The sequence below is a fragment of the Dactylosporangium roseum genome (genome assembly GCF_025264685.1).
Lineage (GTDB): Bacteria > Actinomycetota > Actinomycetes > Mycobacteriales > Micromonosporaceae > Dactylosporangium > Dactylosporangium roseum.
In genome coordinates, this window is the sequence record NZ_CP073721.1 from 1,688,402 (window position 1) to 1,706,062 (window position 17,661).

Below are 17,661 nucleotides of genomic sequence, written 5' to 3' on the forward strand. Positions count from 1 at the left end.
CGTGCGTTTGACGGATTTCTGGCAGCGGCTGGAGCAGGTGTTCGGCGCGGGGTACGCCAGGAGCATCGCCCACGATCAGGTGTTGTCGCAGCTAGGCGGCCGCACCATCGACGAGGCCCTCGCCGGCGGCGAGGAAACTGCCGCCGTGTGGCGGGCGGTAGTCGCGGCTTACCCGGAGCGTGTTCCCGCACGTCTTCGTTGACATTTTTGGCGTGTCGGCGTGTCGGTCGAACAGATGTACGGGTAATCTCCTTGCTCGTTGGGCACCACGCGGGCAGTTTTTGTCATACCCGGCGCTTAGCTTGTCTGCGTGACCAAACGAACGCCGACGAAGACCGCGAACCCAGGGGTGACGGACATGGCAGTACAACCGGACCGGGAGAAGGCGCTCGGGCTCGCCCTCTCGCAGATCGACAAGCAGTTCGGCAAGGGCTCCGTGATGCGCCTCGGCGAGCGCGTCCTGGCCCCGCAGGCGGTGATCCCGACCGGATCCATCGCGCTCGACGTGGCACTCGGCATCGGCGGCCTTCCCCGCGGCCGGGTCATCGAGGTCTTCGGGCCGGAGTCGAGCGGCAAGACGACCGTCGCGCTCCACGCGATCGCCAACGCGCAGGCCGCGGGCGGCATCGCGGCGTTCATCGACGCGGAGCACGCGCTCGACCCTGACTATGCCAAGGCGCTCGGCGTCGACACCGACGCGCTGCTCGTCTCTCAGCCGGACACCGGTGAGCAGGCGCTCGAGATCGTGGACATGCTGATCCGCTCCGGCGCGCTCGACATCATCGTCATCGACTCGGTCGCCGCTCTCGTGCCGCGCGCCGAGATCGAGGGCGAGATGGGCGACAGCCACGTGGGTCTGCAGGCCCGGCTCATGAGCCAGGCCCTGCGGAAGATCACCGGTGCCCTCAACTCGTCGGGGACCACGGCGATCTTCATCAACCAGTTGCGCGAGAAGATCGGCGTCATGTTCGGCAGCCCGGAGACCACGACCGGTGGTCGCGCGCTGAAGTTCTACGCGTCGGTCCGTCTCGACGTGCGGCGCATCGAGAGCCTGAAGGATGGCACCGACGTCGTGGGTAACCGCACCCGCGTCAAGGTCGTCAAGAACAAGGTGGCCTCGCCGTTCAAGCAGGCCGAGTTCGACATCATGTACGGCAAGGGCATCTCCCGCGAGGGCTCTCTCATCGACGTGGGCGTCGAGCAGGCGATCATTCGCAAGTCCGGCGCGTGGTACACGTATGACGGCGACCAGCTCGGCCAGGGCAAGGAAAACGCGCGGAAGTTCCTGCGCGACAACCCCGACGTGGCCGCCGAGATCGAGAAGAAGATCAAGGAGAAGCTGGGTGTCGGCGTCGGCCAGTCGACGGACGCCGCGGGCGGTCCGGACGTCGCCACGGTCGACTTCTGACGATCTTCGACGGTCGGCTTCTGACGGTCAACCGAGACCGACCCGATGCCGGCGTCGTGTGGGCCAAGCCGCGCGACGCCGGCACCGGGTCCGCTGCCGCTGGATGAGCGGTCATCCGGCGCGGGTGATACCGGAGGTGATTGATGCCGGGCTGGGGGAACCGGCGGGGCGGCCGGCGCCGGAGTGCCGAGGACGCCGAGTCTTCGCCCTCCACTGACGATCCGGGATCGGGTCGCGGCGCTTCACGGTCGGCTCCGGCCGACCCGAGGGAGGCGGCGCGGGAGATCTGCCTGCGTCAGTTGGCGGTGCGGCCGCGCACCCGGGCGGAGCTCGCCACGGCGATGCGCAAGCACGGCGTGGCGGACGACATCGCCGCCGAGATCCTCGACCGGTATGACGAGGTCGGCATCATCGACGACGCGGCGTTCGCCCGGGCCTGGGTGACCAGCCGCCACCACGGTCGCGGCCTGTCCCGGCGGGCGCTCGCCGGCGAGCTGCGGCGCAAGGGCGTCTCCTCCGACGAGGTCGGCGAGGCGCTCGACCAACTGGCCCCGGACGTCGAGGAGCAGACGGCCCGCGACCTGGTGGCCCGCCGCCTGCGGGTCGAGTCCAACGCGGCTCCCGAGGTGGCGTTCCGCCGGATCGTCGGCATGCTGGCCCGGAAGGGCTACCCACCGGGCCTGGCCATTCGCCTGGTCAAGGAGGCGCTGGCCGACCGCGACGCGGCCGCGGCCGAGTTCGCGGACAGCATCGACCCCGACGCCCTGGCCGACTCCACGCTGGAGCCGGACTCCCGCTGAGCCCCGCTCGTGCCCGGGCCTCACGTGCCGCGCGGCCGGGTCATTCCAGCGTGGCTGCCTGCCGGCCGTGGCTCGTGCAGCCGCTTCTGGCGCACTTTTTGTTGTGCCGTTCGGCCGTCAGCGCCGGCAGGCCCGGGGCGTCCGGGTGACTTCAGGGTGTGGCGGCTCGCGAGCACAAAGTTCTGCGGGGTGCTGGGCCACGGCCGCGAAGTTCGCCCAACAACCCTTGTCAAAACTGAATAAAGTCGACAATTCGGGCACGGTGCGTCGCCGCTGGGGTGTGCCGGCCGCCGCGTTTGGCCGTCATTCGCCGCCGTGCTGCTCGACCCCATGATCATGGGAAAGATCTGGCTATTGGGGCAGCCACATCTTTCCCATGATCATGAGATCGGTGACCGCGATCGGCGGGCACCACCCGCGCGACTGTGCGTCACTGTCTCGTAGCGCGACACGTGGGTGGACGGGCGACCGCGCGGCTTCACTTCGCGGCCCTGGGTTCTGGGCCATGGAAACGTCCGTGATCATGGCTGGCGGCGGGTTGCCGAGTGGCGGTTTTTCGGCGTGTGGGTAATCGGGTGGAAAGGGCGGCTTCTGTGACCGGCGTCGATGATGCGCTTGGTGGTGGCCACGGTGTGTGGTGGAATGATTGCAGCCGTACCCCGGCTTGATCTCAACGCCGAGTCTTCGGGACGCTACCCTGGGTCGAACTCAGCCGGTCCTGAGCGACCGACATGCCGGAAACATCCGGTCAAATGTCGCTGCTACGATGTTTCGGCTGGCGAGCGTACTTGGCCGACTTACGTCCCATATGGTGCCCGATCATGAGTCCTTGACCGAAGCGCCCTTGACGACCTAGCCTCGGCGTTACCAGATGGAGACCGCCCAACCACCGCGGGTTTACCGCACAACATAGATCGCGTCACAGATCAGCAACACTTACGAGATTGCAGCAGATAAGCGCGCCACGCCTTGCGGGAGGTGTCGGTGCTAGCAGCGGCCAAGCAGTGGGGCTCTCCGGGCCCCAATATCGACATATCTTGATGCAGTGGTCGGGCGTCTCCTCCATATCACCCGCGTCGCCATATGTGCGACGCCGAGCGGAGCGAGGTGACGTCGTGACGGAATGCGCCCGTGTCATCCTCTGCGACCCGAATGCCCACGCCAGCCGGGCCGGCGACCGCGCGGCCGTCGATATACCTGGCGCCGACATACCTGACGATCAGACCGGCTACACCCATAGGGCCATCGCCGAAGGTGTTGCCGGCTGGGCGGGCTTGGACAACACCGCCCGGGCCGGCCGAGCGGGCTTGGCGGGCCCGGTGAGCCGGGCGGGCTTGGCGGGCTTGGCGGGCTTGGACAACGCCGCCCGGGCCGGCCGAGCGGGCCTGGGGAGTGCTGGCCGAGCCGGTGTCGAGAACCACGGTCCGTTCATCACGATGTCGACCGATCGCCGCCTGAACGGTCGCGCGGGTGCTGCCGCCGGGCGGAACGGTGTGAAGTGCTTCGAGGTGGCGGCGTGAGCGGGATCGAGATAGTCCTGACCGTTGCGGTCGCCGTCCTTGTCGTGGTGGTCGTCGTGGTGGTCGCCGCGGCCCTCAAGGTGGTCCGGCGGCTCAGTGTCGCGCCCGTGCCCGTGGCACCGGCCGCCGACGATCCGGCGTTCCTCGCCGAGAAGGACCGCCAGGAACATTCTCTCGCATCGTTGCGTACCGCCGCCGAAGACGCGACCGCCGCCGTCGACGAGGCGCGGGCGGCGGCGGCCGCTGCCCGCACCGAGGCCGCGGCGGCCAAGGCCGAAGCGTCCTCCGCACGCTCGGAGGCGCGGCGGATTCTGGACGCCGCCCGGGCCGAGGCCGACTCGCTCCTGGAGCGGGCACACCGGCAGGCGGAGCAGGACGCCGAGCAGGCCAGGGCCGCCGCCCGCCGCGCCGGCGAGCGGGAGGTCAGCCAGCTCACGGCCGTCGCCAAGGAGCAGTCCCAGGACGCCGAGCGCCGGCAGCGCCGGTTGGACGAACGGGAGCGGCTGCTCGCCGAGGAGGCCGAGCGGCTGGCGGAGCGGGACCGGCGCATCAGCGGTACCGAAGCCGATCTCTTGGAACGTGAAGCGACGTTCACGCGCCGTGAGTCGGAGGTCGCCGAGGCGGAGGAGCGGCACCGCGAGGAACTGGAGCGCATCGCCGGGCTCACCGCCGACGCGGCCCGGATCGAGGTCGTCGAGATGATCGAGGGGCAGGCCAAGCGGGAGGCCGCGCTGCTCGTGCGGGACATCGAGAGCGACGCGCGCAGCACCGCCGAGCAGCGGGCCCGGCACATCGTCGTCGACGCCATCCAGCGGGTCGCCAGCGAGCAGACCTCGGAGAGCGTCGTCAGCGTGCTGCACCTGCCCAGCGACGAGATGAAGGGCCGGATCATCGGCCGCGAAGGGCGGAACATCCGCGCGTTCGAGTCGACGACCGGGGTGAACCTGATCATCGACGACACGCCGGAGGCGGTGCTGCTGTCCTGCTTCGATCCGGTACGGCGCGAGATCGGCCGGCTCACCCTGGAGAAGCTGGTGCTCGACGGGCGGATCCACCCGCACCGCATCGAGGAGGTCTTCGAGCAGGCCAAGCACGAGGTCGAGCGGCTGTGCAACCGGGCCGCCGAGGACGCGCTCGTCGAGGTCGGCATCACCGACCTGCACCCGGAGCTCATGACGCTGCTGGGCCGGCTGCGGTACCGCACCAGCTACGGCCAGAACGTGCTCAAACACCTGGTGGAGACCGCGCACATCGCCGGGATCATGGCCTCCGAGCTGCGGCTCGACCCGGCGCTGATCAAGCGGTGCGCGTTTCTGCACGACATCGGCAAGGCGCTCACCCACGAGGTCGAGGGCAGCCACGCGCTGATCGGCGCCGACGTGGCCCGCAAGTTCGGCGAGTCCGACGAGGTCGTCCACGCGATCGAGGCGCACCACAACGAGGTGCCGCCGCAGACGATCGAGGCGGTCCTCACCCAGGCGTCCGACGCCTGCTCCGGCGGCCGGCCGGGTGCGCGTCGGGAGAGTCTGGAGGCGTACGTCAAGCGCCTCGAGCGTATCGAGGAGATCGCCGGCGGCAAGTCGGGCGTCGAGAAGGTCTTCGCGATGCAGGCCGGACGCGAGATCCGGGTCATGGTCCGCCCCGACGACGTCGACGACATCGGGGCGGCCGTGCTGGCCCGGGACGTGGCGAAGCAGATCGAGGAGGAGCTGACCTACCCCGGCCAGATCCGTGTCACAGTGGTCCGCGAATCGCGGGTGACGGAGATCGCGCGCTAGCTGGCCGCTGTTCCTACCTGGGGCCCGCCGCAGCCCGGCCTCAGCTATGAAACAGGCGCTGGGGCTCCCTTGCACTGTTACGTCGAGTGGCGCCGAACGTGGTCACCGCCTGCTAGGGAGCGATCTTCGCGTCCGGCTTCACGTACGGGTTCGCCACCTTGTACGACCAGATCACCGGATCCGGAACGTCGAGGTCGCCGTCCCGGCCGAACTTGATCCGCCGGGACACGCCCTCGCCGTCGTACGACTTCACGAAGGTCTGCATGTCGGCCCGGGTGCCCTTGCCGGCGAGGAAGCCGGCCAGGTAGATGTTCGCGGCGTCGTACGACTCGGGGCCGTAGTAGGTGGCCGACTTGCCGTACTTGGCCTGGTAGCGCGAGCCGAAGTCGCCGCCGGCCTCCTCCGGGGGCAGGCACGGGCAGGTGATGATCACGCCGTCGGCCGCACCGGCGGTGTTGTTGACGAAGCCCTGCGTGAAGATCCGGTCCGCCGCCACGACCGCGATCGCCGGCTTGGCGGTCCGCAGCGCCTTCACGAAGGTCGCCCCGTCGTCGGCCTGACCGGCGAAGTACACCCCGTCGGGGTTGGCGTCCGTGACCTGCTTGACCGCCGACGCGAAGTCCTTGTCCGTCCGCCGGATCGAGACCGTGCTGCTCGCGATCGGGCCCAGCGCGTCCGACGCCGCCTTGCGCCCCACCGTGCCGAAGTCCGTGTCGTCGTACACGATCACGACCTTCTTCGCCTTCAGGACGTTCTTCAGGTAGCGCCCGCCGGCCGCCGCCTGATCCGTGTCCGAGCCGATGATTCGGTGGAACGTCGCCCAGCCCCGCGTGGTCAGGTCGTCGTCGGGCGCGAACGGCGTGATCATCGGGATGCCGGCCTTGTCGAGGATCGGCCCGGCGGCGATGATCTCGTTGCGGTACACCGGCCCGACCACGCCCATGATCTTGGGGTCGTCGACGAGATCCTGGGCCTTGGACTTGCTGAGGTCCTCCTTGCCCTGCGTGTCGAACTCCGCGAACTCCACCGTGCACGACGGGTTCTTGGCGTTGAAGTCCTCGACCGCCATCTTGACGCTGTTGCGCATCATGACGCCGTCCTCGGAACTGGTGCCGCTGGCCATGCCGAGGTAGGCGATCTTGTTCCCGCACACCGGGGACGCGGGCGGCGCCGCCTGCTTCGACGAGCCGTCGCCCGGCTCCCCGCCGCCACCGCGGTTGACCCACCAGACGAGCCCGCCGACCAGGAGCAGCAGCGCCAGCACGCTGCCGCCGATCGCCGCGACAAGGGCACCCGAGCGTTTCTGATTCGGCGGCTGTACGGGCTGCTGCCAGGCCGGCGGCGGCTGCTGCACGGGGATCTGCGGCACGGCGACCGGCTGGACGGGCGGCCGCTGGACCACCGGTGGTTGCTGGACGACCGGCTGCGGGTACACCGGGGGCCGCTGCTGCTGATACCCGACCGGCTGCTGCACGGGCGGCCGCTGGACCACCGGTGGCTGCTGGGCCGGCGGTGTGCTCACCGGCCCCGGCTGGTGCGGCACGGGCGGCGGGCTCGCCGGTGGCGTGCTGACCGGCGGTGTGCTCACCGGCCGACCCGAGGTGGGCTGCGCCGGCACGATCGGCATCGAGCCGGTCTGCAGCAGCGGCGGCAGGTGCGGTGTCAAGGACGGCATGCTGAACGCCGGCTCGCCCGAGACGGGCTGGCCCGACACCGGCTGGCCGGAGGTGGGAACCCCCGACACGGGCGAGGCCGCCACGTCGCCGCTCGGCTCCGTCCCGCCCGGCCCGGCCAGCGCTCCGCCGCCCGAGGTCGGCCGCGGACCGCCGGAGATGGGGGAGGGGACGAGCGGCGACCCGGTCGCGCCCGCGCCGCCGACCGCCGCCCGGCCGGTCGGCGGCGCCAGGTGCAGCGCACCCTCAGCCACCACCAGTTCCGGCTGCTCGATCGCGGTCGGTGCCAGTCCCATGGCCCGGTGCAGCAGGGTCGCCGCGAGCGGGATCCGGCTGGAGCCGCCGACGAGGAACACGGCCGCGACCGGTGACTGCCCCACCCCCGCGGACTGGAGGGCGATCTGCGTCGTGGTCACCGTGCGGTCCAGGATCGGCTTGGCCAACTGCTCCAACTGCTCCCGGCCGATCGGCACGCTCTCGTCGAACAGCGGCACGTGCACGTATGTCGTCGCGGCCCGGCTCAGCATCTCCTTCGCCAGCCGGGCGTCCTCCCAGAGCTGCCAGGCGGCCCGCCGGTCGGTTTCGCTCTCCGGGTTGGTGAGGCGCTGCCACTGGTCGCCCTCGCGGCCGGCGAAGTTGCGTCCGAGGTACGCGACCACGGCCGCGTCGACGTCGAGACCGCCCGCGTCGGGCAGGCCCTCGCTCACGAGCACGTCGAAGCCGCCGCCCGCGTTGCGGCGCACCACACTCGCGTCGAAGGTGCCGGCACCGAAGTCGTAGACGACGGCGACGCCGCCCACCGGGACGTGCGTGCCGACCGTACCGACGAAGTAGGACGCGGCGGCGACCGGCTCGGGGGACAGCAGTGGCGCCGGCAACCCCGCCATCGTCGCGGCCTGCGCGAGCGTCTGGCGGCGCTGTGGCGGCCACGTCGCCGGATGCGTGATCGTCACCTGGCCGGGCTTGGCCCCCGCCACCCGCTCGGCCTCGACGGCGACCCGGCGCAGGACGCTCGAGACGAGCTCCAGCACGGGCACGTCACGCTCACCGAGCCAGACGACGCCCTCTTCGACGCGCCGCTTCGGATACGGCTCGAACCGGTGCGGTTGCAGGCGTGCCGAGTGGACGGCGTCACGCCCGGTGAGGATCGTGCCGTCGGCGTTGACGTAGACGGCCGAGGGCAGCAGCGGTGATCCGTCGAAGAGCAGGGGCTTGGTGCGGCCGTCCGGCCACCGCAGGACCGCGACGGTGTTGGAGGTGCCGAAGTCGATGCCTAGCCGAAAACCGCTGTCCGCCACCCGGGCAGCGTACGCACCGGCCGCAACCTTGCCAATCGCCTCAAACGGCAGCCGTACTTCCGGTTTCCGTCGTCGAAGGGCCCGGTCGCGCCGTCGTCCTGCCCCGTCGGCTGCCACGGTTCATCCGCTTCTGCAGCCAGTAGGCGAAGTAGCTGAGCAGGCCGCAGGTCGCGATGTAGATGGCGGCGACGATCAGGTAACTCGGCACATAGGGGAATCCGAACGTCAGGCGGCCCCCGATCTGCTTGCCGACGGTCAGCAGCTCCGGCACGGTGATGATGAACCCGAGCGCGGTGTCCTTCAGCAGGACCACGAGCTGGCTCACGATCGCCGGGAGCATCGAGCGCACCGCCTGCGGCAGCAGGATGAGCGTCATCACCTGGGTCTTGCGCATGCCCAGGGCGTACGCCGCCTCGGACTGTCCGCGCGAAACCGCCTCGATGCCAGCGCGGAAGATCTCCGCGAGCACCGAGCCGTTGTAGAGCGTGAGACCGATCACGAGCGGCCAGAACGGTTCGATCTTGAAGCCGAGCTGGAGCGGCCCGTAGTACGCGAAGAAGATCAGGATCAGCAGCGGGATCGCCCGGAACAGCTCGACCACCAGGGTCGACGGCGCCCGGAAGAGCGCGTGGTCGCTCAGCCGGCCGGCGGCGAACATCGCACCGAAGACGAGCGCCAGCACCGCCGCGGCGCCCGCCGCCCGCAACGTGGTCAGGTAACCGTCGAGAAGCTGCTCCTGGATCGCCGTGTACTGGAACTGCTGCCACTTGATCGACTCGAACTGGCCGGTCTCGTCGAAGCGGTACACGACGTACCCGAGCAGGGCCAGGATCGCGAGGGCGCTCACCACGCCGATGATTCGGTTACGCAGCCGCGCCTTGGGTCCGGGCAGGTCGTAGAGCACGTTGGTCATCGCGCGACCTTCCAGCGCCGTTCGAGCCGCCGCTGCAGGTAGACCAGCGGGGCGATGATGATCAGGAAGCCGATGGTGACCCAGAGCAGGACCTGGATCTGGTTCTCACCGCGCTCGGCGAGGTATTGGCGGATGGCGCCGGCCTCGGCGACCGAGAAGCCGGCCGCGACGGTGGTGTTCTTCAGCATGGCGATGAGCACGCTCATCATCGGTGGCACGATGCTGCGGAACGCCTGCGGCAGCACGACCGAGCCGAGCACCTGGGTGAACGTCATGCCGAGCGCGCGGGCGGCCTCGGCCTGCCCGACCGGCACCGTGTTGATGCCGGAGCGCAGCACCTCGCAGATGAACGCGCTGGTGTAGGCCGTGAGCGCGATGCACGCGCCGGTGAAGTAGTCGAAGGTCACGTTGAGCTTCGGCACCGCGAAGACGAGCAGCGCGAAGACCAGCGTCAGCGGCGTGTTGCGCAGCAGTTGCACGTATGAGGTGCCGAACGCGCGCAGTGCCGGGACCGGGGACACCCGCATCGCTGTGAGCAGCGTGCCGAGAACCAGGGAACTCACGGCGGCGATCACGAACAGCTCGATCGTCGACAGGAAGTGCGGGCCGATGACGTCCCAGTTGTCGGTCAGTATGTGCCAGAACGAACCCATGAAGACCTCGGGGAAGGGGAAGGGGCGCCGCTCGCGGCGGCGCCCCTCGCGGTGTCGACTAGTACTTCTCGAGCTTCGGCGGGGTGGCCGACGAGCCCGACTTGCCGAGCGTGCCGTCGTAGATCTTCTGCCAGGTACCGTCACCGAAGGCGGCCTCGAGCGAGGCGTTGACGAAGTCGCGCAGCGCCTTGTCGTCGTGGTTCAGGCCGATGCCGTACTTCTCGGGGTACGGCTGGCTCGTCGCCGGGTTGATGAACGGCTTGCCGACGACCTTCAGCAGCGCCGGGTTCTGCGCCGCGTAGCCCTTGAGGATCGCGTCGTCCGTGGTCACCGCGTCGACCTTCCGGTCGATCAACTGCGACACGCACTCGGAGTAGGTGCCGAACTCGACGATCTTGCCGCCGGGCTCGGTCAGCTTCTGGTCGCGGACCCGCTGGATCGGGGTCGAGCCGGTCGCGGAGCAGACCGTCTTGCCCTTGAGCGAGTCGGCGCCGGTGATCGAGCTGTCGTCCTTGCGCACCAGCAGGTCCTGCGCGGCGACGAAGTACGGGCCGGCGAACGACACGTCGGCCTTGCGCTTGTCGGTGATCGAGTAGGTGCCGACGTAGTAGTCGACCTCACCGCTCTTGATCGCCGTCTCGCGGTTGGCGGACGGGATCTCCTTGTACTCGATCTTCGCCGGGTCGATGCCCAGCTTCGAGGCGATCAACCGCGCGATCTCGATGTCGAAACCGCAGCGCTTGCCGGACGCGTCCTTGTAGCCGAGGTTCGGCTGGTCGAACTTGACACCCACGACCACCTTGCTCGCCGACTTGATCTTGTCGTAGGTCGGGCTGCCGGTGATCGCGACGTTACTGGCCGGGGTGAGCGTCACACCCGACGAGCTGCAACTGTCGCTGGCCGGCGCGTTCGACCCCGCGGCGCCGGGGGTCTCCGGGGTCGGCTCGCCATCCTTGCCGCAAGCGGCAAGACCCAGCGCAAGGGTGGCGACTGCGGCTACCGCCGCGATCCGCGTGATTCGCATGCTTGCGTGCTCCTTCCATCACCTCAAGCCGCCCGGGCTCGCCGGACGGCCGGAAACGCACCGGTCAGTGCGTCAAGATCTTCGACAGGAAGTCCTTCGCCCGGTCGCTCTTCGGGCTGGCGAAGAAATCGGCCGGCGCCGCTTCCTCCACCAACTGGCCGTCGGCCATGAAGACGACGCGGTTGGCCGCGTGGCGGGCAAACCCCATCTCGTGGGTGACCACGACCATGGTCATGCCCTCCCGGGCCAGTCCCGTCATCACGTCGAGCACCTCGCCGACCATTTCGGGGTCGAGGGCGCTCGTCGGCTCGTCGAACAGCATGGCCTTCGGCTGCATGGCGAGCGCCCGGGCGATCGCCGCGCGCTGCTGCTGGCCGCCCGAGAGCTGTGCCGGATACTTCTCCGCCTGCGTGCCGATGCCGACCCGGTCGAGCAGCCCCATGGCGCGCTCGCGCACCACGGCCGGCTTCTCCTTGCGGACCTTGACCGGCCCCAGCATCACGTTTTCCAGCACAGTCTTGTGCGCGAACAGGTTGAACGACTGGAACACCATGCCGACTTCACTGCGCAGCCGGGCGAGCGGGCGGCCCTCCTCGGGCAGCCGGGTGCCATCGAAGACGATCTCGCCGTCGTTGATCGGCTCCAGTCGGTTGATGGCGCGGCAGAGCGTCGACTTGCCCGAACCGGAGGGCCCGACGACGACCACGACCTCACCGCGGCCGATCGACAGGTTGATGTCCTTCAGAACGTGCAACTCGCCGAACCACTTGTTCACGCCATTGAGCACGATCAAAGGTTCGTCTGTCATCGGCCGCCTCGCTGCGTGGGAATGCTTTCGGGAAACGTTAGCGGTGGTATTGCCCCCGAACGGCGGCGCGGCGGTCACGGACCGATAACGGCGAGGCGCTTGCCACACTGGCGGCCATGAGAATCCTGGTGACCAACGACGACGGCATCGACAGCCCCGGGCTCCACGCACTCGCCGCGACGGCCGTCCGGGCCGGACACGACGTCGTGGTCGCCGCCCCGGCGAGGGAGGCGAGCGGCGCCAGCGCCTCGCTCGCCGCCGTCGACGTGGGTGGGCGTATCAGCATGGAAGAGCGCATCCTGCCAGCACCCCTGGCCGCGGTACCGGCGTTCGCCGTGGCCGCCTCGCCGGCGTTCATCGTGCTCATCGCGACCCGCGGCGCCTTCGGCGAGGCACCGGTCGTGGTCCTGTCCGGGATCAACCGGGGCCCGAACACGGGTGCCGCGGTCCTGCATTCCGGGACGGTCGGCGCGGCGTTCACCGCTGTCGACAACGGTTGCCGCGCGATGGCCGTCTCCCTCGGCGTGTCCTTCGACCCTCGGGTCGAGGCCGACCCGCACTGGGAGACCGCCGCCGAGGTCGCCGGCACCCTGATGCCGCTGCTCACCGGCCCGTTCGTGCTCAACGTCAACGTCCCGAACGTGGCGGCCGGCGACCTGCGCGGCATCCGGCGGGCGCACCTCGCCGAGTTCGGCACGGTACAGATGACGATGCTGGAGCGGGGCGAAGGCTTCGTGCGCATGTCACTGGAGCAGTTGGACGGTGGCGCGGAGCCCGGCAGCGACGATGCGTGGCTGCACGACGGCTACGTGTCGGTGACGCCGATCCGGCCGCCCCACGAGGCTCTGGACGTACCGCTGCCGGGGTTGGTGGATACGTCCGGGGAGCATGTCGGGGGCTAGACTTCGTGCTGCCATGACTGCTCCCATTTCCGCGCCGCGCACCTTCAAGGTGATCACGTACGGCTGCCAGATGAACGCGCACGACTCCGAGCGCATCTCGGGTCTGCTGGAGGACGCCGGCTATGTCCCGGCGGCGGCCGGCGGCGACCCCGACGTGGTCGTGTTCAACACGTGCGCGGTGCGGGAGAACGCCGACAACCGCCTCTACGGCAACCTCGGCCACCTGCGGCCGACCAAGAGCGCCAATCCCGGCATGCAGATCGCCGTCGGCGGCTGTCTGGCGCAGAAGGACCGCGGCGAGATCGTTAAGAAGGCGCCCTGGGTCGACGTGGTCTTCGGCACCCACAACATCGGCTCGCTGCCGGTGCTGCTCGAGCGCGCCCGGCACAACGCCAGCGCCGAGGTCGAGATCCTCGAGTCGCTGGAGGTCTTCCCCTCCACGCTGCCGACCCGCCGCGAGTCGACCTACGCCGGCTGGGTGTCGATCTCCGTGGGCTGCAACAACACCTGCACCTTCTGCATCGTGCCGGCGCTGCGCGGCAAGGAGAAGGACCGCCGGCCGGGCGACATCCTGGCCGAAGTCCGGGCGCTGGCCGCCGAAGGTGTACTGGAAGTGACGCTGCTGGGGCAGAACGTCAACTCCTACGGTGTCGAGTTCGGCGACCGCCTCGCCTTCGGCAAGCTGCTGCGCGCCTGCGGCTCCGTCGAGGGTCTGGAGCGCGTGCGGTTCACCAGCCCGCACCCGAAGGACTTCACCGACGACGTGATCGCCGCGATGGCCGAGACGCCGAACGTGTGCCACTCCTTGCACATGCCGCTGCAGTCGGGCTCCGACGCGGTGCTGCGGGCGATGCGCCGCTCGTACCGCGCCGAACGCTACCTGGGCATCATCGACAAGGTCCGGGCCGCGATGCCGGACGCCGCGATCACCACGGACATCATCGTCGGCTTCCCCGGCGAGACCGACGACGACTTCGAGCGCACCCTGGACGTCGTCCGGGCGGCGCGCTACTCCAGCGCCTTCACGTTCCAGTACTCCAAGCGCCCCGGCACCCCCGCCGCGACGATGGAGGACCAGGTGCCGAAGGCGGTAGTCCAGGAGCGGTATGACCGGCTGATCGCCACCCTCGAAGAGATCAGTTGGGCGGAGAACAAGCAGCTCGTCGGCCGGACGCTCGAGGTCCTGGTGGCCGTCGGCGAGGGCCGCAAGGACGGCGCGACGGGCCGGCTGTCGGGCCGCGCCCGCGACGGCCGCCTGGTCCACTTCGCAGCCGACCCGACAGCCGCCATCCGCCCCGGCGACGTGGTCCACACGACGGTGACCTACGCGGCCCCGCACCACCTCAACGCCGACGGCCCGCTGATCTCCCACCGCCGCACCCGCGCCGGCGACGCGTGGGAGGCCGGCCGGGTGACCCGCACCCCGGGCGTTTCGCTGGGCATGCCCACGATCGGCGCGCCACCACCCCAGCCGGCGACCAGCTCCTGCTGACAGCCGCGAAGTTCAGTCCAACGGCCTCTTACCAACCCGGATCAGGCCGACAATTCGGACGGGGCCTCGGAGGTGTCGTCGCCGGGTGCGTCGGCGGGCGCGTGTTGCGCCGCAATCCGCCGCCGGAACCCGCCGTCCCAGGTCCAGCGGCGATCATGAGCGACAGCCACCCACCCGCACGACTGTGTGTCACCATCCCATAGCGCAACCAACACCGGGGTGGACAGGCGACCGCACGGCTTCACTTCGCCGCCTGACCCGCGTCGGCAATCAGCGTTGCCACCGGGAATGGCGGGTCGCAGCCGCCGGTCCGACCCCGAAACGACGTTGACCACTACACGCACGTGGCGCGTAGTGGTCAACTTTTCTATGTCGGACGGGCGGTGCCCGTCACTGGAGAGGCTTGTGAACCGGTCAGCCTGAGTGCTCGGCCATGGCCAGGAACTTGCGCTTCGACTCGAGGGCCTTCTCGGCCTCCTTGATCCGGCGCTGGTCGCCGGCGGCCTGGGCGCTCGCGAGCTGCTGCTCCGCCCGGGCCACCTGCTCGCGCATCTGGGCGAGCAGCGGGCTTGCCTCCGGCGGGGTGCGGCGCCAGGCGGCGTCCATCGCGGCCTTGACCTTGTCCTCGACCGCGCGCAGGCGGCGGTCCAGGCCGGCCTGGGACTCGCGCGGCACCCGGCCCACATCGTGCCAGGTGCCCTGGATCTCGCGGAGCTTCGCCTGGGCGGCCTTCGCGTCGCCGTCGATGTCGAGCGCCTCGGCCTGGGCGAGCAGCTCCTGCTTGCGATCCAGGTTGTCCTTGAACTCGGCGTCGCGGGCGCTGAAGACCTCGCTGCGCCGCTTGAAGAACGCGTCCTGCGCGGCCCGGAAGCGTTCCCACAGCCGCTGCTCGGTCTCCTTCGCGGCCCGGGGAGCGGCCTTCCATTCGGTCATGAGCTCCTTGAGGCGGGCCGCCGTCGCGTTCCACTCGGTGGAGTCGGCGATCGACTCGGCCTCCGTGACCAGTTCCTCCTTGCGGCCCTGCGCCTGCTTGCGGGTGGCGTCCAGGGTCGCGAAGTGCGCGCCCCGGCGGCGGGTGAAGGCGTCGCGGGCCGCGGCGTACCGCTTCCACAGCTCACCCTCGGCCTTCTTCTCGACGCCGTGAATGGACTTCCACTCGTCGAGGATCTCCTTGAGCCGGTCGCCGGCGGTCTTCCAGCCGGTGGCCTCGGCGGCGATGTGCTCCGCCTCCTCGACCAGCCTGGTCTTGCGGGCGAGGGCCTCGGCGCGCGCCGCGTCCCGAGCCGCCCGCGCAGCGCCGGCCTTCTCCTCGGCGACCGTGGTCAACTTGTCGAGCCGGGCGGCGAGCCCGTCGATGTCGCCGACGACGTGCGCCTCGTCCAGGCCGCTGCGCAGGCGGCGGATGGTGGACAGCGACTGTCCGGCGTCCGCCGCACCACTGGCGAGCCGTGCCTCGATCAGGTCGACCTCGGTGACCAGGTCGGCGAACCGGCGCGCGAAGTGCGCCAGGCCCTCCTCCGGGGTCCCGGCCTGCCATGAACCGATGGCCCGTTCGCCGGCAGCCGTCTTCACGAACACGTTGCCGTCAGCGTCGATCCGTCCATACGTCGTAGGGTCGCTCATCGCCCATCCTCGCTCCCGGCGCCCGCGGGATCGGGTATCCCACCGTCACGCCGCCATCGCACAGCAAAGTTCCCCAGGGCATTCTCACAGGTGTGCCCCGGGGCCGGTCGAGGGCCTGCGGCCGAACCGTGACCATTCCGGTGCCATTCGCAGGCCGCGCGGCTGCGCAAAGACCGTCCCCGATAACGTTATGCCGTGTCACTCGTCGCCGCCGCGGTCTGCCCACATCCGCCGTTGCTCGTGCCGGAGGTGGCCGCCGGGGCGGCGAGCGAGCTTGACGGCCTGCGGGCTGCCTGCCGCGCCGCCATGGCGCACCTGGCGAATGCCTCGGTCGACTCGCTCATCGTCGTCGGTGCCGATACCACGACGGTACGCCGTCATGCGCCGTTCGGGGGGACCCTGTCCCCGTGGGGGATCGATCTGCCGGTCGGAACACCGGGCGGAGACCCGTTGCCCCTCAGCCTGCTGATCGGCGCGTGGCTGGCGCCGCGGGCCGGCGCCTTCCAGAGCGTGGCATCGACCGCGTCTCCGGACGAATGCGCTGAACTCGGACGTTCACTTGCCGCCGAGGCCGAGCGTGTCGGGCTGCTGGTCCTCGGGGACGCCTCGGCCTGCCGGAGCGAAAAGGCGCCGGCCTACCTCGACCCGCGCGCGGCCGGGTTCGACGCGGCCGTGGCGGACGCCCTGGCCGAGGCCGACACGCGGGCCCTGATGGCGCTCGACCCGGTCCTGGCCGACGAACTGCTGGTCGCCGGCCGCGCCCCCTGGCAGGTGCTGGCCGGAGCGGCGGGCGACGAGCCGCGGCACGCCGAGCTGCTCTACGACGACGCGCCGTACGGGGTCGGCTATCTGGTGGCGAGCTGGCGATGACGAAGGTCGTCGCGATCGTCGGACCGACGGCGGCCGGCAAGTCCGCGCTCAGCCTCCACCTCGCCGAGGCCCTCGGCGGTGAGGTGGTCAACGCCGACTCGATGCAGTTGTACCGCGGGATGGACATCGGCACCGCCAAGCTCACCGTCGCCGAGCGGGCCGGGATCCCGCACCACGTGCTGGACGTCTGGGACGTCCGGGAGCCCGCCAGCGTCGCCGTGTACCAGCGGCTCGCCCGCGCCGCGATCGACGACGTGGCGAGCCGGGGCAGGGTCCCGCTGCTGGTCGGCGGTTCGGGCCTGTACGTCCGGGCCGTCCTCGAGGACTTCGACTTCCCGGGCACGGACCCGCGGCTGCGCGCCGAACTGGAGGAGGAGTTGGAGCGGGCCGGCCCCGCGCCGCTGTACGCGCGGCTGGCCGCCGCCGACCCGGCCGCCGCGGAACGGATCCTCCCCGGCAACGGCCGGCGCATCGTGCGCGCGCTGGAGGTCATCGCGCTCACCGGCGGCGCGTTCACCGCACGGTTGCCGGAGCCGCGCCCCGTGTACGACGCCCTCCAGATCGGCGTCGACGTCGGCACCGAACTGCTCGACGAGCGGATCGAGCGGCGCGTCGAGGCCATGTGGGCCGCCGGGTTCGTCGACGAGGTACGCGCGCTCGAACGGCAGGGCCTGCGGGAAGGGCGGACGGCCGGCCGGGCCCTGGGGTACCAGCAGATCCTCACGTTCCTCGCGGGAGGGTGCGAAGAGGGTGAGGCGCGTGCCGAGACGGTGCGGGCCACCCGGCGGTTCGTGCGCCGGCAACGGTCCTGGTTCCGCCGTGATCGGCGGATCGTGTGGCTCGACGGCGCGGCGGCGGACATCACGGCGGCGGCACTGGGCGTCGTGCGGCAAGATTGA

General features: G+C 70.3%; 14 protein-coding genes. 8 read left to right on the top strand and 6 right to left on the bottom strand.

The window, feature by feature from the left end; translation table 11 throughout:
- Window position 1: 1 nt before the first annotated feature.
- From Drose_RS08655 to rny, 4 genes are all read left to right on the top strand, one after another.
- On the top strand, window positions 2-202 hold the full coding sequence (locus Drose_RS08655; protein WP_260727655.1) for a DUF3046 domain-containing protein: 201 nt from the start codon (window positions 2-4) through the stop codon (window positions 200-202).
- A 156-nt stretch (window positions 203-358) separates the two neighbouring features.
- A complete protein-coding gene (gene recA, locus Drose_RS08660) occupies window positions 359-1,408 on the top strand; it encodes a recombinase RecA (RefSeq protein WP_260727656.1) in 1,050 nt (349 codons plus the stop codon).
- Window positions 1,409-1,551: 143 nt separating this feature from the next.
- Window positions 1,552-2,208 (top strand): regulatory protein RecX, encoded by a 657-nt coding sequence (locus tag Drose_RS08665; protein WP_390891344.1) that lies wholly within the window; start codon window positions 1,552-1,554, stop codon window positions 2,206-2,208.
- A gap of 1,516 nt (window positions 2,209-3,724) precedes the next feature.
- Complete coding sequence (rny, locus tag Drose_RS08670; protein ID WP_260727657.1) at window positions 3,725-5,506, top strand: ribonuclease Y; 1,782 nt, start codon at window positions 3,725-3,727, stop codon at window positions 5,504-5,506.
- A gap of 112 nt (window positions 5,507-5,618) precedes the next feature.
- Here rny and Drose_RS08675 read toward each other — a convergent pair whose 3' ends face one another.
- The 5 genes from Drose_RS08675 to Drose_RS08695 all read right to left on the bottom strand — a co-directional run bounded on the left by Drose_RS08675 (window position 5,619) and on the right by Drose_RS08695 (window position 11,875).
- The gene (locus Drose_RS08675) at window positions 5,619-8,477 is read right to left on the bottom strand and encodes an ABC transporter substrate-binding protein (RefSeq protein WP_260727658.1); all 2,859 of its coding nucleotides are present in this window, start codon (window positions 8,475-8,477) and stop codon (window positions 5,619-5,621) included.
- 40 nt (window positions 8,478-8,517) lie between these two features.
- Complete coding sequence (locus Drose_RS08680) at window positions 8,518-9,390, bottom strand: amino acid ABC transporter permease (RefSeq protein ID WP_260727659.1); 873 nt, start codon at window positions 9,388-9,390, stop codon at window positions 8,518-8,520.
- Window positions 9,387-10,043: an amino acid ABC transporter permease gene (locus Drose_RS08685; RefSeq protein ID WP_260727660.1), complete on the bottom strand. Its 657-nt coding sequence runs from the start codon at window positions 10,041-10,043 to the stop codon at window positions 9,387-9,389. The genes Drose_RS08680 and Drose_RS08685 overlap by 4 nt, the downstream gene beginning before the upstream one ends.
- A 58-nt stretch (window positions 10,044-10,101) precedes the next feature.
- Window positions 10,102-11,067 (bottom strand): glutamate ABC transporter substrate-binding protein, encoded by a 966-nt coding sequence (locus Drose_RS08690; RefSeq protein WP_260727661.1) that lies wholly within the window; start codon window positions 11,065-11,067, stop codon window positions 10,102-10,104.
- Between the two features lie 64 nt (window positions 11,068-11,131).
- On the bottom strand, window positions 11,132-11,875 hold the full coding sequence (locus tag Drose_RS08695; protein ID WP_313900038.1) for an amino acid ABC transporter ATP-binding protein: 744 nt from the start codon (window positions 11,873-11,875) through the stop codon (window positions 11,132-11,134).
- Window positions 11,876-11,991: 116 nt separating this feature from the next.
- Here Drose_RS08695 and surE point away from each other — a divergent pair, with 116 nt between their 5' ends.
- Together surE and miaB are read left to right on the top strand one after the other, a co-directional pair.
- Window positions 11,992-12,777 (top strand): 5'/3'-nucleotidase SurE, encoded by a 786-nt coding sequence (surE, locus tag Drose_RS08700; RefSeq protein ID WP_260727662.1) that lies wholly within the window; start codon window positions 11,992-11,994, stop codon window positions 12,775-12,777.
- A 13-nt stretch (window positions 12,778-12,790) separates the two neighbouring features.
- The gene (gene miaB / locus Drose_RS08705; RefSeq protein ID WP_260727663.1) at window positions 12,791-14,269 is read left to right on the top strand and encodes a tRNA (N6-isopentenyl adenosine(37)-C2)-methylthiotransferase MiaB; all 1,479 of its coding nucleotides are present in this window, start codon (window positions 12,791-12,793) and stop codon (window positions 14,267-14,269) included.
- Between the two features lie 414 nt (window positions 14,270-14,683).
- Here the strand turns inward: miaB and Drose_RS08710 are convergent, their stop codons facing one another.
- Complete coding sequence (locus Drose_RS08710; RefSeq protein WP_260727664.1) at window positions 14,684-15,892, bottom strand: DUF349 domain-containing protein; 1,209 nt, start codon at window positions 15,890-15,892, stop codon at window positions 14,684-14,686.
- Window positions 15,893-16,087: 195 nt separating this feature from the next.
- Between Drose_RS08710 and Drose_RS08715 the strand changes: the two genes are divergently transcribed.
- A complete protein-coding gene (locus Drose_RS08715) occupies window positions 16,088-16,762 on the top strand; it encodes a class III extradiol dioxygenase subunit B-like domain-containing protein (RefSeq protein ID WP_260727665.1) in 675 nt (224 codons plus the stop codon).
- Complete coding sequence (gene miaA / locus Drose_RS08720; RefSeq protein WP_260727666.1) at window positions 16,759-17,661, top strand: tRNA (adenosine(37)-N6)-dimethylallyltransferase MiaA; 903 nt, start codon at window positions 16,759-16,761, stop codon at window positions 17,659-17,661. The genes Drose_RS08715 and miaA overlap by 4 nt, the downstream gene beginning before the upstream one ends.

Bases quoted from the DNA above. Each gene is read 5' to 3' on its own strand.
- recA (WP_260727656.1), top strand. From the start codon at position 359: ATGGCAGTACAACCGGACCGGGAGAAGGCGCTCGGGCTCGCCCTCTCG.
- Drose_RS08665 (WP_390891344.1), top strand. From the start codon at position 1,552: ATGCCGGGCTGGGGGAACCGGCGGGGCGGCCGGCGCCGGAGTGCCGAG.
- Drose_RS08680 (WP_260727659.1), bottom strand. From the start codon at position 9,390: ATGACCAACGTGCTCTACGACCTGCCCGGACCCAAGGCGCGGCTGCGT.
- Drose_RS08685 (WP_260727660.1), bottom strand. From the start codon at position 10,043: ATGGGTTCGTTCTGGCACATACTGACCGACAACTGGGACGTCATCGGC.
- Drose_RS08690 (WP_260727661.1), bottom strand. From the start codon at position 11,067: ATGCGAATCACGCGGATCGCGGCGGTAGCCGCAGTCGCCACCCTTGCG.
- Drose_RS08695 (WP_313900038.1), bottom strand. From the start codon at position 11,875: ATGACAGACGAACCTTTGATCGTGCTCAATGGCGTGAACAAGTGGTTC.
- surE (WP_260727662.1), top strand. From the start codon at position 11,992: ATGAGAATCCTGGTGACCAACGACGACGGCATCGACAGCCCCGGGCTC.
- miaB (WP_260727663.1), top strand. From the start codon at position 12,791: ATGACTGCTCCCATTTCCGCGCCGCGCACCTTCAAGGTGATCACGTAC.
- Drose_RS08710 (WP_260727664.1), bottom strand. From the start codon at position 15,892: ATGAGCGACCCTACGACGTATGGACGGATCGACGCTGACGGCAACGTG.
- miaA (WP_260727666.1), top strand. From the start codon at position 16,759: ATGACGAAGGTCGTCGCGATCGTCGGACCGACGGCGGCCGGCAAGTCC.